Below are 16,239 nucleotides of genomic sequence, written 5' to 3'. Positions count from 1 at the left end.
CGTACCTATTGCCATCGTAAAATTGTTTTTGGTTGCCTTTTTATGGTATCTTTTAAATGAAACCCGTGCCAAACGAAAACTTATTTTTTATAAGAATTTGGGCATTTCAACCTTAAAACTGTTCTCTTTTTTATATCTTATTGACTTGTTTTTTAGTATCCCGTTTCTTTTAATTTTGAAAGAATTTGCATAACAAAAAGGAAGCCAAAATAGGCTTCCTTTTTTACAAGTAAAAACTCTATTCTATCCGCATTTAGAAGATCCGCAATCTTTACAGGTTAAACAACCTTCTTGATAAATTAGATTTTGCGATTTACAGTTATCGCACTTTTGCCCTTTGGCCTGTGTACCATCTTCAACATAGCGCTTTAACGCACGTACCACACCGTTTTTCCAGGTGTTAATAGACTCGCTATCTAATTGTAAACTATTAATTAAATCGACAATTTTATCGATGGGCATACCGTGGCGCAGTGTACTGGAAATCAATTTTGCATAGTTCCAAAATTCCGGATTGAATTTATGCGACAAGCCTTCAATAGTGGTTTTATAGCCTCTTTTGTTTTTATACTGAAAATCGTATCGCGATGTGCCATCGTCGTTTCTGTTTTTAATGATCAATCCTTGGTTAACCCAACGCGGAATTAAAATACCATCTTCATCATCAACAAGACCCGTAAACACTTCATAGGGCTTATCCTCTATCAAACCAATAAAGGCAATCCATTTTTCTTTATTATTCTGAAAACGAACCACATCGGCTTCTAAAATTCCAGGGCGTTTTACAGGAAATGCCGTTAACTTATCATCGGATTCATCTTTCTTTTCTTCATTCGAAATCAAAACACCCGAGCGCGACCCGTCTCTATAAACGGTAACGCCCTTACAGCCAACCTCCCATGCTTTTAGATATAATTCGCCCACCAATTCTTCGCTCACATCATTTGGCAAATTGATGGTAACACTAATGGAGTGGTCTACCCATTTTTGAATGGCACCTTGCATGCTCACTTTACTCAACCAATCCACATCGTTTGATGTCGCTTGATAATACGGCGATTTTTTAACCAACTCATCCAATTCGCTTTGCGAAAAGTTTTTTGATATATCGATGCCATTAACTTCCATCCATTGTTTAAAACGACGGTGGAATACCACGTATTCTTCCCAAGAATCGCCAACCTCGTCAACAAAATCCACGCGCACGTCTTTATCGTTGGGGTTCACTTTTCTTCTGCGTTTATAAACCGGCATAAATACCGGCTCGATGCCCGAGGTGGTTTGCGTCATTAAACTGGTTGTTCCCGTTGGGGCAATGGTTAATAAGGCAATATTGCGCCTGCCGTATTCCAGCATTTCGTAATACAATTTGCTATCGGCCTCTTTTAAACGCTGTATAAACGGATTGTTTTTTTCGCGTTCGGCATCGAAAATCGTAAATGGGCCGCGGTCTTTAGCCAAATGCACCGATGCTCGGTAAGCCTCAATAGCAATGGTTTTGTGTACTTCTAAAGAAAATGCGTTACCTTCTTCGCTGCCGTATTTAATACCCAAAGCCGCCAACATATCGCCCTCGGCGGTAATGCCAACGCCGGTTCTTCTGCCTTCTTCAGCTTTTCTTTTTATGTTAATCCACAAATTACGCTCGGTGCCTTTCACCTCATCCAATTCTGGATCGGCATCAATCTTCCTTAAGATATTATCGATTTTTTCAAGTTCCAAATCAATTATATCATCCATAATTCGCTGTGCAAAAGCGACGTGTTTTTTAAATAAATCGAAATTGAATGAAGCCTTTTCTGTAAACGGATTTTCCACATAAGAAAACAGGTTGATGGCCAACAATCGGCAAGAATCATAAGGGCATAACGGGATTTCACCACAAGGATTGGTTGATACCGTTTTATAGCCTAAATCGGCATAACAATCCGGCACAGACTCATTGATTATGGTATCCCAAAACAAAATTCCAGGTTCGGCAGATTTCCACGCATTATGTACTATTTTTTTCCAAAGGGAATTCGCTTCAATTGATTTTGACACTTTTGGATTCTCAGAAAATATAGGATATTTTTGGGTGTACTGCGTTCCGTTTTTTACGGCTTTCATAAACTGATCGTCAATTCTAACCGATACATTGGCGCCGGTAACCTTGCCTTGCTCTAGTTTTGCATTGATAAAATCTTCGGAATCCGGATGATTGATAGATACCGACAACATAAGCGCACCGCGTCTACCATCTTGCGCCACCTCTCTTGTAGAGTTTGAATAGCGCTCCATAAATGGCACAATTCCCGTTGAGGTTAAAGCCGAATTTTTAACCCCAGAACCTTTAGGGCGAATATGTGATAAATCGTGACCCACACCTCCACGACGTTTCATGAGCTGCACTTGCTCTTGATCAATTTTCATGATGCCACCGTACGAATCCGAATCGCCAGAATTCCCTATTACAAAACAATTTGACAGTGATGCAATTTGAAACGGGTTACCAATACCTGCCATCGGGCTGCCTTGTGGTACGACATACTTAAAATCTTTAATCAGGTTAAAGATGTCGTCTTCATTTAAAGGATTGGCATATTTAGTTTCTACCCGAGCTATTTCTTTAGCTATTCTGCGATGCATGTCGTTTGGTGTCAACTCATAAATATTACCTTCAGAATCTTTTAAGGCATATTTATTTAGCCAAACGCGGGCTGCCAAATCATCGTTTTTAAAGTATTTTAAGGCGGCATTGAACGCTTCGTCTTGGGTGTAAGTTTTAGGTAGGTTTTTGGTAAGGTTTGCTTTCATGAGTCGGTTTTAGTTTTTAGTTCAGTATGGATTAATTTTCAAACCATAAATTAACTAAAAATTTTCAACTTGGAACATGATAAAAATCATAAGGTTTACAAGTAAAAACATTTAAATAATTGATTATCAATCATTTAAAAATTTATCAACAATAAAAAGTTAACAAGTTTTTAAAATAAGAGCAAAGCCTATTTTTTAAAAATCTATTGCGAAACCAATACCTAAGAACTGTTTCCATTGTATTTTCGCACCGGCCTCATCAAACTCACCTTCAATATCTGAAGGTACAGAAGTTTTTATATCGTCATCGTACTTTAAATGCGAGCCTAAAGTAGCCCTCATAAAACTATTTACTTTAAAATCGAAGTCTACCCTCCAATCCAAATCAACGTTACCAAAATTATTTATATAATCGGTATACAAATTAACCTGATGTACCATGGCTACATTTTCAACCACTTGCATTTTATAGCTATTTGTCAATAAAATACCTACTTCTTGTCTTGTGCGCTCGCCTTCAATAATTACGTTTCCGTCTACATCCAAAACCGCTGGAGTAACACCAAAGGATCCGGCATTGGCAAGGTCTTCATCAAAAACAAAAGTAGCTTTCAGCGTTAATGGCGAGAAATAAAAAGACAACTCCTCGATATCTTTCCCGTATTCCATTCCGCCACCAAAAAACAAATATCCAGGTGCCATAAACCTGGAAATGGGGTCGTCTGTGTTTGGATACTTATAACCGTTTGTAAACTGTGTTTTAAAATTTAGTCGCGCTGAATAAAACCAGTTAGATGATTCGTCGGGTTTGTAACCAATATTGGAATTCATCTCGAACAAATCGTCGGTTTTCCTAATCTCCCTGCTTTCTTGCTTGTTTATACCGTACCGCGCAGATATGTTATTGTTCCAAAAAAAATATTTATCCTTATAATTGGCTTCAGACCGCATTCCAACCAAGCCAGATATAGAGTTACTACCACCAGCATTCCAGTTAACAAACGCCACTTCGCTTAAATCGAAAGTAGCTTTGTTTATTTGTTTCCATTCCGGTCTCAACTCCTTGAGCTCGTCTTTAGGCTTAGGGGTTTTAATGAATAGCGAATCGGGTTGGGAAAATGCAAATTGAACACACAAAAAAATTATAGCTAAAAGCGTATTTTTCATAATTAGGGTTGGATATAATTAAATACGGTTTTCATCAAAAACCATTCCAATTTAATATAAATAATTAAAATCAATACTTAAACTCTCCATACTCGGATTTTATTGTAAGTTTTTTATAATTAGAGGCTTCTACCCTACCAATTATTTGCGCATCAACATTAAAGGTTTTTGAAATTGCGATAATATCTTCAGCAATTTCGGGCGTTACATAAAGCTCCATTCTGTGTCCGCAATTAAACACTTGATACATTTCCTTCCAATCGGTTTTACTCTGCTCTTGTATGAGTTTAAACAGTGGCGGAATAGGAAACATGTTATCTTTTATAATATGGAATTCATCAACAAAATGAAGAATTTTGGTCTGCGCACCTCCAGAGCAATGCACCATTCCGTGCACTGTTTCGGCATTAAATTTAGATAAAATCTCTTTGATAATGGGCGCATAGGTTCGCGTTGGAGACAGCACCAATTTACCGGCATCTAATGGCGCATCTTTAACAGCATCGGTTAGTTTAACGCTTCCTGAATACACCAAATCTTTTGGTACCGAAGGATCAAAACTTTCTGGATATTTTTCGGCTAAATATTTACTGAACACATCGTGTCGTGCCGAGGTTAAACCATTGCTTCCCATACCGCCATTATAGGCTTTCTCGTAGGTGGCTTGCCCGAAGCTTTCCAAACCTACAATAACATCGCCCGCTTTTATGTTGGCATTATCAATAACATCGCTTCGTTTCATTCTAGCCGTTACCGTAGAATCTACGATAATGGTACGCACCAAATCGCCAACATCTGCAGTTTCGCCACCTGTGGAATGAATGGTAACGCCAAAGGATTTTAAATCTTCAAGCAACTCTTCGGTGCCGTTAATAATTGCCGAAAGCACTTCTCCTGGAATTAAATTTTTATTTCTGCCAATGGTAGACGATAGCATAATGTTATCGGTCGCACCAACACACAATAAATCGTCGATATTCATTATTAAAGCATCTTGCGCAATGCCTTTCCATACTGAAATATCACCTGTTTCTTTCCAATACATATATGCTAACGACGATTTTGTTCCGGCGCCATCGGCATGCATAATCAAGCAATAATCGTCGTCGTTGGTTAAATAATCCGGCACAATTTTACAGAATGCCTTTGGAAACAATCCTTTATCGATGTTTTTTATAGCATTGTGCACATCTTCTTTTGACGCCGACACACCTCGCTGTGCATATCGTTTTGAAACTTCTTGACTCATAATATATGGTTGAAATGCAAAAGTAAAGTAATATTTTAAAACTGAAACGGTTTCATTAAAATATGAAGCAGGATTTATTAACGCAGTTTTTAAAAAACCATACGTTTTATTATCGATTTAGTTTTAATGAGGCATGAACATTAAAACCTATTTAGTTTGCCAAATCTAATTAATCAAATTGGTGACTTCACCAAAATCCAACCCGCCATAATCACCCGAACTCATTAAAAGCAACGCTTTGTCATCAAAATTTTGCGAGAACAAAAATTTCTTGAAATCATCTGGATTAGTATAGATAATTAAATCGTCCCGTTGAAAAGCATTGGCAATTTGCTCGTGGGTTACGGCGTCTAATTTTTTAATTTCAACGGCATGTGGCGAATAAAACACCACGGCAACATCGGCTGCATTTAAAGCGCCTTTGTATTCCTTTAAAAATTCGGCATTTAAACTGCTGTAGGTATGCAGCTCCAAACAAGCGATTAACGTACGATTTGCATATTGCTCTTTTACGGCGTTGGTTGTGGCTTCTACTTTACTTGGCGAATGCGCAAAGTCTTTAAAAGCAACACTGGTTTTGGTTTCGGCTATTTTTTCCAGGCGTTTGCTGGCACCTTTAAATGTAGAAACGGCTTCGTAAAAATCGTCTTCATCAACACCCATGTGCTGGCAAATCCATTTGGCACCCGACAAATTATTAAGGTTGTGTTTGCCAAAAATAGCGATAGGCAAATCGCCTTCTGGGGTTTCTAAAAGTGTTTGTCCGTTTTCTACGGTATATTTTGGAGTTTGATAAGCAATTTTACGAATGGTGTTTTCGCTGGTTTCCACTATTCGTTTTACTTCGGCATCTTCTTCGTTGTAATTAATACTTCCGCCGCTAACGATTGAATCGACAAAAACACGGAACTGCTCCACATAGTTTTCGTAAGTTGGAAATACGTTGATATGATCCCAAGCAATACCACTTAACAGCGCAATATTGGGTTTGTATAGATGAAATTTTGGTCGTCTGTCTATGGGCGAACTTAAATACTCATCGCCTTCTAAAACCATAAAATCATTGTCTTCGGTAAGTTTTACCATTACATCGAAACCTTCCAACTGCGCGCCCACCATGTAATCGACATCTTTATCGTGATAATGCATCACGTGAAGAATCATGGAAGTAATGGTTGTTTTTCCGTGGCTTCCGCCAATAACAACGCGTGTTTTCTGTTTGGATTGTTCGTACAAAAATTCGGGATAGCTGTATATTTTCAACCCTAATTCCTGAGCTTTTAACAACTCTGGATTATCGGCTTTGGCGTGCATGCCCAAAACAATGGCGTCTAAATTTGTTGTTATTTTTTCAGGAAACCAACCAAAGGTTTTTGGCAACAATCCGTGGGCCTCCAATCTTGATTTTGACGGCTCGTAAATAACATCGTCGCTTCCTGTTACTTTGTAGTCTTTATGTTGTAATGCTATGGCTAAGTTGTGCATGGCAGAACCACCTATAGCAATAAAATGTACATTCATTTTCATGGTTTTGAAGAAGCTCCAAAGATACTTTTTTTGCTACGAATACACGAATGTTTTTTAAATTAGAAACCAGGTTTTTGATGGCGAAAAAAGACTAACCTTTTTGCTAAAACCAAATTTTGCAAACAAGCTCGCGTTAGGGATTGCAGTGGAAAGCCCACAGCACCTATTTTGGTGCGAGGACTTGTAACGTAAAGCCCGACCCGACGGTCGCTGAGGTACTCGAAGCGCAGGGTAACGCCCAAACTTTAAAGTTTTAAAATAGCTTCTTTTTGCTTTTTAAACGATGGGATGTTTGGCAATTCCGCAATGGCCAAATTGATATACTTTAAAGCTTCGGGTTTGTTGTTTTTATGCACGTTAATCTGCGCTAAACGGTAGTGTGCCCAAGCTTTTGGAACGGCATCGCTGGCGGTGTAATTTGTTATGTAAGTGAGCAGACATTGCTCGCCTTTTTTAAGTTGTATGTTGTATTCGGCGGCCACTTTGCCTATTTGATAATGCAGGGCGTTGCGCTGGTGTTTTTGTTGGGCAGCCTCAATATTTTGAATGGCTTTTTGGGGCTGATTTTGGTTTTCGTAAAGGGTGGTCAACTTGTTAAAACAGGTTAAGGAGCCGCCCTCGGCAATGGCCATTTTATAATATTTTTCGGCTAATTCCGGGGCGTTGTCATACTCGTAAACATAGCCTTTTGCTAAGTAACCATCTACTTTCGAGAGGTTTTCCAGTTGCTGCGCATACTTTAGTGATTTGCTTTTACTGCCACCTAAAATCCCTGGCAATTGCATGTACAATTCTACCAATGCCCAACGCGCGTTGATGTGGTTTTTATCCAATTCGGCCGCTTTTAAAAAGGCTGTTTTTACATCGCCAATAATGCCCAATGCCTTTAATTTACTTACCGATAACGCTTTCATGCCCAAGGCGCCACCGTATTTATAATGGTAATTGGCGTTGTTTTTATTACTATTTACAAGTTTTTGATATTGATTTATGGCATCGTCCCATTTTTTTTGATGCCCGTACGCATCGCCTAAAAACTCAATGGCTTTTATGTTGTTGGGATTGTTTTGTAAATAATCTGAAACGACTTCTTCGGCTTTTTGAAATTGTTTTTTTTGGAAAAGGGCATCCACATCTGCTAATTCGGGTTGACCAAATATGAGTGTTGGAAAAAAAAGTAGAAGCAAAAACTTGTTCATAGCATTTGGGTCGAAAATACAAAGTTAAACATTACACTTTACTTGAAAAATGGTTAACTTCACTCAACCAACAAAAGTAATTACTAATTTATTGTTTTTTGGAATAACTTTTGAAAGTACATTTAGAGACAATTTAAAACACCTACTGAAATGAATTCAGCACCAATGAAACATACACTATCTATATTAATGATTATTCTTTTTTCAAATTTCACACAAGCCCAAAATCCGGATTACCAAGAATTATGGACCAAAGTTGAAAAGCTGGAGGTTGAAGGCTTGCCAAAATCGGCATTAAAAATTGTTGAAGACATTTCGGTGAAAGCCAAAAAAGATAAAAACCATCCACAACTTATTAAAACCATGCTTTTTAAAAGCAAGTTCGCTTTGGTTTTAGAGGAAGATGCGCAACTTAAAATCATCAATGATTTTAAAAATGAAATTGAACAGAGCTCGTTTCCTACTAAAAACATCCTTGAAAATATTTTGGCCAATTTGTACTGGCAATACTTTAACGAACACCGATGGCAATTTTACAACCGGACAAAAACCTTTGAAAAAGTAGACCCCATTGATTTTAGAACTTGGGACCTGCAAACCCTTTTTAACGAGATTCATGTGCATTATCAAAAATCTTTAGAAAACGGATTGATGCTCCAGTTGGAGCCGCTAAGTAACTACAGCGTGCTTTTAAACGAACAAAAAAATTCTAAAATTTACCGACCGACCTTGTTCGATATTTTAAGCCATAATGCTTTGCTTTTTTATAAAACCGACGAAACACAAATTACCAAACCTGCTTATAAATTTGAGATTGACAATCCTGATTTTTTAGGTGACACGAGTACGTTTTCAAACCTAAAATTAGCATCAAAAGATTCTACGTCGTTACAATTGAACGCATTAAAAATCTATCAAGATTTAATTCGATTTCATTTAAAAGACAAGTCGCCTTTGGCATTGGCCGATGTTAATATCAACCGGTTAAAGTTTGTACTTCAGCATGCTACTTTTAGCGATAAACAAACCATTTTATTAAACGCCTTAAAAACAGAAAGCGAGCGATTAAAATCACATGAGGTTTCTGGGCTTTATGATTACGAAATTGCGACTATTTACTACCAACAAGGTTTAGAATATCAACCTAAAAACAAAGAAGAAAACCGTTGGAAAACTAAAGACGCCATTGACATCTGTAATAACGTTATTGCTAAATTCCCAAAAAGCAATGGCGCCGAAAAATGTGCGGTTTTAAAGCAACTCATTGAGCAGCAATCGCTTCAAATTACCACAGAAAATTTCTTGCCCATTCTTAAAGATGCACGCTTGTTGATTCGTTACAAAAACCTAAATCAGCTTCAATTTAAAATTTATAAAATTTCTAGAAGTCAGTTTGAAAAATTCAATAAAACCTATAGAAAAGACGAGCAATTAGCCTTTATTAAATCCTTAAAAGCCACAACCCAATGGAACACTGGTTTGCGCGATGAAAACGATTTTCAAACACATACCACCGAGATCCTTTTACCAAAACTCAACAACGGCAGTTATTTGATTTTTACTTCACCAGAAAATGAGGAAAACACGTTTGCGTTTAGCACCATTCAAGTTACCGATTTGGCTTTGGTTGAAACCGACAAAACGGATTATAAAACCTTTCAAATTATTGACAGAAACAACGGCAAACCCGTTGTAGACGCTCAGGTTGAGCTTAGTTATATAAAAAACAATAACAGAAATGAACAAACCGAGAACTACACCACGGATTTGCATGGACAGATAAAAATCAACAAATCGAAAAATCGTTATCGGGATATCAATTTAAAAGTTAAATACGGTAACGACGTGGCTTATTTTGGAGATTATTACATCTATCAATATTATAAAAACCAGCAAGAAAAAGTAACCTACAAATCTTTTTTATTTACCGACAGAAGCATTTACCGGCCCGGGCAAACCGTTTATTTTAAAGGCATTGCCATGAAAACCGAAGCCAACAAATCTGAAGTTTTAGAGAATGAAAAGGTTTATGCCATTTTATACAACGCAAATGGCGAAGAATTAAAAGTATTGAACTTAAAAACGAATGATTTTGGGTCCGTTTCAGGCGAGTTTATCTTACCAAATTCGGGTTTAAACGGACAGCATTATATTGAATTTGATGCCGAATCTGGACCAGATGCAGAAAGCATCACCTATTTTTCGGTTGAAGAATACAAACGCCCAAAGTTCGAAACCAAATTCAACCCGGTAACCGAAACCTATAAAGTTAACGATTCAGTAACCATAAAAGGCAACGCTTTGGCTTACGCAGGCAGCAATATTACCGATGCCAAAGTGGTGTATCGCGTACATCGCAAAGTGGAATATCCGCATTGGTATTTTTGGTACCGCCCATGGTTTAACAGCGAGCCACAGGAAATTACACATGGCGAAAGCACAACAAACGACAAGGGTGAATTTGAAATTACCTTTAAAGCACAACCCGACCAAAGTGTCGACAAAAGCAGCCTGCCCATTTTTAAATACGAAGTGACTGCCGATGTTACCGATTTAAACGGCGAGACCCGAAGTGCAACCACCACAGTAAATGTGGGCTATCATGCGTTAACAGCAAACATGTCTATCGCCAATCTATTGGATAAATCAAAAAAAGACCACGCGATTAACATCGATACCAAAAACCTAAATGGCGAGTTTGTGCCCGCCAAAGGCACGGTTAAAATTTACAAATTGAAAGCACCAAATACGGTGTTACGCGTGCGTCCATGGCCTGCGCCAGATTATCAGGATTTTACCCAAGAGGCTTTTAAAAATTTATTTCCGCACGATGCTTATAACAATGAACAAAACCCAAATAATTGGGAGAAAGGCAAGCTTGTTTTTATTGCGTCTTTTAATACCGAAAACACGAAAAAACTCAATCTTGGGAAAACTAAAAAATGGCCATCTGGTCAATATATCATCACTTTAGAAAGTAAAGATAAGTTTGGACAAATTGTAAAAGACGAAATTAAAACCACATTGTATAGCGATGCCGATAAAACGTTGGCAGACCACCAACTGTTTACTATAACAAGTGACAAATCTAGTTATAAAGCTGGCGATACAGCTATGATAACTTTAGCCTCGGCAGCGAATAATTTAAACGTAACCGTTACCATTGAAAAACAAAATGGGTTAATAAAAACGCAAATCATTCCACTGAACAACAACAAAAAAACCATTAGTATTCCTATAACAAGCAATGATATTGGTGGGTTTTCGGTTAACTATAGTTATGCAGCGTTTAACAGTTTTCAATCGGGTAGTTTACATATTGCCGTGCCTTACCCTAAAACCGATTTAGAGATTGAAACCACAACTTTTAGGGATAAATTACAACCTGGAACCGATGAAACCTGGAGCTTTAAAATTAAAGGGCCACTAGGCGATAAAGTTTCTGCCGAATTATTGGCAAGCATGTACGATGCCAGTTTAGACCAATTTAAACCACACACTTGGAGTTTTAACCCCATCAACAATCCAACCTTTTATTCGTATAATAACAGCAATGCGCGACAAAGTTTTGGCACCCGAAATTTTAGAGTTTATAACGACAGATCGCGTTCATATTATCAATACCAAAGTTATGACCAATTGGATTGGTTTGGGTTTCATTTTGGGAATAGAAACATAATGATTAGAGGTAATTCTACTATTTCTAAAGCATTAAGTGGACGTATTGCAGGTGTGCAAATAGTGGAAAACCAAAATGACGTTGAAGAAAGTGTAATGTTTAATTCTGAAGCTGAATTAGATGAACCTGTGGTTGTTGGTTTTGGCACTCAAGAGAAAAAAGAATCAATTGCAGGGGTACCAAATGAGAACTTAGATAAAGCTGAAGAAGAAAAACCAAACTTCGACAACATCAAAATCCGTAAAAACTTCAATGAAACCGCGTTTTTCTTTCCGCAGTTAAAAACCGATGAAGCTGGCAACGTAAGTTTCAGTTTTACCACACCAGAAGCTTTAACCCAATGGAAGTTGCAATTATTGGCGCACACCAAAACTTTGGAAAGTGCTACTAAAACATTAACAACCATCACGCAAAAAGAACTGATGGTGATACCAAACGCGCCTCGTTTTTTACGCGAAGGCGACAACATTACCATTAGCACTAAAATTGCAAATTTAACGGATAAGCCACTTTCGGGGCAAGCCGTTTTAATATTAACCGATGCTATTTCCGGGAAAGACATCACGAACATCTTGGTGTCTGAAGCACTCAAAAACAACAATAACAAAGACGCTTCGAGCGACCTCAGCGTCCAAGCCTTTTCAGTAGAAAAACAAAACAACACCCAAGTGTCATGGTATTTATCCATTCCTGATGATGTGCAAGCGGTTCAATATAAAATCATTGCTAAAGCTGGAGATTTTAGCGATGGCGAACAAAATGCGTTGCCCGTTTTAAGTAACCGCATGTTGGTTACCGAAACACTTCCGATGTGGATAAGAAGTAACCAAACCAAAACATTCACGTTGGATAAGCTGAAAACCAACACGTCTTCAACTTTAAAAAACCACAAATTAACTTTGGAAATGACCTCCAATCCGGCGTGGTATGCGGTACAAGCTTTACCGTATTTAATGGAATACCCGTACGATTGTAACGAGCAAACTTTTAGTAGGTATTATGCCAATGCTTTGGCGAGCCATATTGCGAATTCAAACCCAAGAATTCAAGAGGTCTTCAACCAATGGGCGTATCAAGACGCTCTTATCTCAAATCTTGAAAAAAATGAAGAACTCAAATCCATTTTAATTCAAGAAACCCCTTGGTTGCGTGATGCACAAAGTGAAACCGAACAAAAAAAACGCATCGCTTTATTATTCGATTTAAACAAAATGAATAACGAATTGCAATCCGCCAAACGCAAACTGGAACACAACCAAATGCATTCTGGCGGATGGGCTTGGTTTAAAGGCGGACGCGAAAATCGATACATCACACAACATATTATTACCGGTTTTGGGCATCTTAAAAAACTGAATGTTACGCAAATTGACGGTGAAGATTCGATGATTCAAAAAGCCATCAATTATCTCGATACCGAATTTGTAAAAGAATACAATGACATTAGAAAATACGATTCAAAAGTCGATTTAAATAAAGATCATTTAAGCTATACACAATTGCATTATTTGTACATGCGAAGCTTTTTTCCGGAAATTAAAAAATCTGATGACGTTGAAGAAATTACCAAATACTATCACACGCAAATTCAGAAATATTGGTTAAAACGCTCGCTGTACGCCAAAGGTTTAATGGCTTTGGTTGTTGATAGAATGGGCGATAAAAAGACGTCGGTTAAAATTTTAAAGTCCTTAAAAGAAAACAGTATTACGAGTGAAGAATTGGGCATGTATTGGAAATCCAACACCAACTCATGGTACTGGTATCAAGCGCCCATTGAAACACAAGCCTTGTTAATTGAGGCTTTCGCCGAAATTGAAAACGACACCGAAACCATTGACAATCTTAAAATTTGGTTACTTAAAAACAAGCAAACAAACCGCTGGAAAACTACCAAAGCAACCACCGAGGCTGTTTACGCTTTATTGTTGCAAGGTAGCGATTGGTTAAGTGTAACCGATATGGTTGATGTGGTTTTAGGCGGACAAAAAATAGAGCCTTCAAAGTTGGAAGCAGTAAAAGTTGAAGCTGGAACCGGTTACTTTAAAACCTCTTGGAATGCTTCAGAAATTAAACTAGAAATGGCAGATGTGCAAATTACCAAAAAAGGAAATGGCATAGCTTGGGGCGCTTTATATTGGCAGTATTTTGAAGATTTGGACAACATCACATCCGCAGAAACACCTTTAAAATTGAATAAAAAACTATTCCTTAAAAAGAATACGGATACCGGAGAGGACATTTCTGAAATCACGAATGACACCAAAGTCAACGTCGGCGATTTGGTTCGTGTGCGCATAGAATTACGCAGCGACAGAGCCATGGAATTTGTACACATGAAAGATATGCGCGCCGCAGGTTTAGAGCCTGTAAACGTACTCTCAAAATACAAATGGCAAGATGGTTTGGGCTATTATGAAAGCACCAAAGACGCCTCGACCAACTTCTTTTTTGATTATCTGCCAAAAGGCGTTTATGTGTTTGAATACGATTTAAGGGTAAACCATGCAGGCAACATGAGCAACGGCATTACAACCATACAAAGCATGTATGCGCCGGAATTTAGCAGCCATAGTGAAGGCGTGAGAATAAAGGTTGATTAAATAAAAAAAGAGATTTATTAGTCTCCTTTTTGGTTTTTACATATGTCCGAAATCAATCCGTTTTTCAAAATATTTTAAATGATTAACTTTACGCTCTAGTTTAGAGATTTAACCTTTTTTTAATTTGAAAAAAGCAACACCCCAAAATATTGCTTTACTTATAATGGTATTTGTTTGTACAACAATAAATTCCTGCGCTCCAAAAAAAGAAGTTATTCAACAGTCTGCTGTTGAAGAGAGCAACCCCAAACTCATTTTTTTGAATTACACGATTTCTGAAGATTCAAAAGGCAAAAAGAACATCAAGTTTTTAAACAAAATAATTACCGACGGAAAATTAAAAGTAAGCACACCTTTAATCGAAGGGGTTTCTGGCGATTTAGTATGCCATCAACTTGATAAAAACTCGAATGTATTGCAAAGCATTACTATTAAAAACCCACTTATAAAAACTTTTGAATATATTGGCGATTCAAAACAATTCCAAAGAAAACAAGTCGTATTAAAAGAGGTGGAATTTTCATTAAAACTAAAGTTGGACCCAAGCACAAAATACGTTAGTATTAGCGAAATTGCAACGCCTTCATCAGAAACAAAGCCGCTTATTAACACCAAAATCAACTCATTATGAAGCATCGATTACTTTATGTTTTTTGCCTGCTAAACATAGGATTTGTTAATGCTCAAATTTTTGATGTTGACACGATTAAACAATCGGGTGACAAGGATAAAAGAATAAACCTAGTCCTTTTAAGTGAAGGTTATCAAGCGAGTGAGTTTTCAAAATTCATTACCGATGCCACGAGCTTTTCAAACGCCATGTTCGTTCAATCACCGTTTAAAGAATATGCCGATTATTTTAATGTGTATGCCATAAAAGTCCCGTCAAACGAAAGTGGGACAGATCACCCCGCAACCGCAACCGATGTAACGGAACCTGTTTTTCCGGCGGCTACAGCCGACACTTATTTTAACACTTCCTTTGACACTTCCGGCTATCACAGATTACTTTACACCTATAATTCAGGCATAGTTTATAATGTTTTGGCCAATAATTTCCCTGAATACGACCAGCCAATAATTCTGGTAAACTCTCCCGAATACGGAGGTGCCGGTGGCCCCTATGCGGTTTCGTCAACCGGAACAAGTGCCAATGAAATAGTAATACACGAATTGGGGCATTCGCTTTTTAATTTAAAAGACGAATACTATCCGGGAGATGGCAACCTTTTTGAAGCTATAAATGCCACACAGGAAAGCAATCCTGCTTTAATAAAATGGAAAAACTGGATAGGTATCGATGCCGTAAACATTTATCCTTATGGCAATTCCGGTCAGTCCGCCACTTGGTATAGGCCACACCAAAGTTGTAAAATGCGCTATTTGGGCGTGCCTTTTTGTTCGGTTTGTAAAGAAGGCATCATTGAAAAAATACACAGTTTAGTTGGGCCAATTGACTCGTATTTACCTGCTTCAAATACCGTAAACCCCACGGCATATCCAATAGATTTTCAATTGAATTTAATAAAACCCATTCCGAATACTTTAAAAAATACGTGGACTTTAAACGCTTCGAATTTCACCAATGATGTAGACGATATTTCTATTGTTGAAACCGATTTGAATACCGGTACCAATGATTTAACCGTTGTGGTACACGATGATTCGCCCATGCTAAAAATCGACAACCACGAAACCACCCATGTTTATACGGTAACTTGGACGATTACAAAATCGGCTTTAGGAATTGACGACATTAGCTCCAAACAAAATGATTTTATTATTTCATTATTTCCAAATCCATCACATAGCATTTTAAATTTAAAAGTGGAAAGTAAAAATACCACAAGCTTAAAAGTGGACATTATTAGTTTTGATGGAAAAAGGCTAACATCAACCAAAATATCCAATTACGAAAACAATCAAATAGATATTAGCCGCTTGAGCCAAGGCGTGTATTTAGCCCAAATTTATTCGGATAGCACACTATTAACAAGCAAGCGTTTTGTAAAAAATTGA

The 16,239-nt window shown here is 37.6% G+C and carries 8 protein-coding genes; 3 read left to right on the top strand and 5 right to left on the bottom strand.

Annotated elements, in window-relative coordinates; translation table 11 throughout:
• Positions 1 to 243: 243 nt before the first annotated feature.
• From RNZ47_RS09755 to RNZ47_RS09735, 5 genes are all read right to left on the bottom strand, one after another.
• Positions 244 to 2,796, bottom strand: coding sequence for an adenosylcobalamin-dependent ribonucleoside-diphosphate reductase (locus tag RNZ47_RS09755; protein WP_311939387.1), 2,553 nt, complete (start codon positions 2,794 to 2,796; stop codon positions 244 to 246).
• Positions 2,797 to 2,991: 195 nt separating this feature from the next.
• The gene (locus RNZ47_RS09750; RefSeq protein WP_311939384.1) at positions 2,992 to 3,963 is read right to left on the bottom strand and encodes a DUF3078 domain-containing protein; all 972 of its coding nucleotides are present in this window, start codon (positions 3,961 to 3,963) and stop codon (positions 2,992 to 2,994) included.
• A 70-nt stretch (positions 3,964 to 4,033) separates the two neighbouring features.
• Positions 4,034 to 5,212, bottom strand: coding sequence for an AIR synthase related protein (locus tag RNZ47_RS09745; protein ID WP_311939382.1), 1,179 nt, complete (start codon positions 5,210 to 5,212; stop codon positions 4,034 to 4,036).
• Positions 5,213 to 5,377: 165 nt separating this feature from the next.
• The gene (locus tag RNZ47_RS09740) at positions 5,378 to 6,733 is read right to left on the bottom strand and encodes a UDP-N-acetylmuramate--L-alanine ligase (RefSeq protein ID WP_311939379.1); all 1,356 of its coding nucleotides are present in this window, start codon (positions 6,731 to 6,733) and stop codon (positions 5,378 to 5,380) included.
• Between the two features lie 251 nt (positions 6,734 to 6,984).
• Positions 6,985 to 7,938, bottom strand: coding sequence for a tetratricopeptide repeat protein (locus tag RNZ47_RS09735; RefSeq protein WP_311939375.1), 954 nt, complete (start codon positions 7,936 to 7,938; stop codon positions 6,985 to 6,987).
• Between the two features lie 165 nt (positions 7,939 to 8,103).
• On the opposite strand from RNZ47_RS09735, the gene RNZ47_RS09730 reads away from it, so the two are divergent.
• The 3 genes from RNZ47_RS09730 (at position 8,104) to RNZ47_RS09720 (ending at position 16,239) form a co-directional block, all read left to right on the top strand.
• A complete protein-coding gene (locus RNZ47_RS09730) occupies positions 8,104 to 14,220 on the top strand; it encodes an alpha-2-macroglobulin family protein (protein WP_376717823.1) in 6,117 nt (2,038 codons plus the stop codon).
• A 124-nt stretch (positions 14,221 to 14,344) separates the two neighbouring features.
• The gene (locus tag RNZ47_RS09725; RefSeq protein ID WP_311939368.1) at positions 14,345 to 14,851 is read left to right on the top strand and encodes a hypothetical protein; all 507 of its coding nucleotides are present in this window, start codon (positions 14,345 to 14,347) and stop codon (positions 14,849 to 14,851) included.
• Entirely contained in the window at positions 14,848 to 16,239 is a 1,392-nt protein-coding gene (locus tag RNZ47_RS09720; protein WP_311939366.1) for a T9SS type A sorting domain-containing protein, read from the top strand. Before RNZ47_RS09725 ends, RNZ47_RS09720 begins: the two co-directional genes overlap by 4 nt.

Source organism: Hwangdonia seohaensis (assembly GCF_031932625.1).
Lineage (GTDB): Bacteria > Bacteroidota > Bacteroidia > Flavobacteriales > Flavobacteriaceae > Hwangdonia > Hwangdonia seohaensis.
The sequence above is the reverse complement of the archived record's forward strand: the minus strand, read 5'-3'. Positions and strand labels throughout refer to the sequence as shown.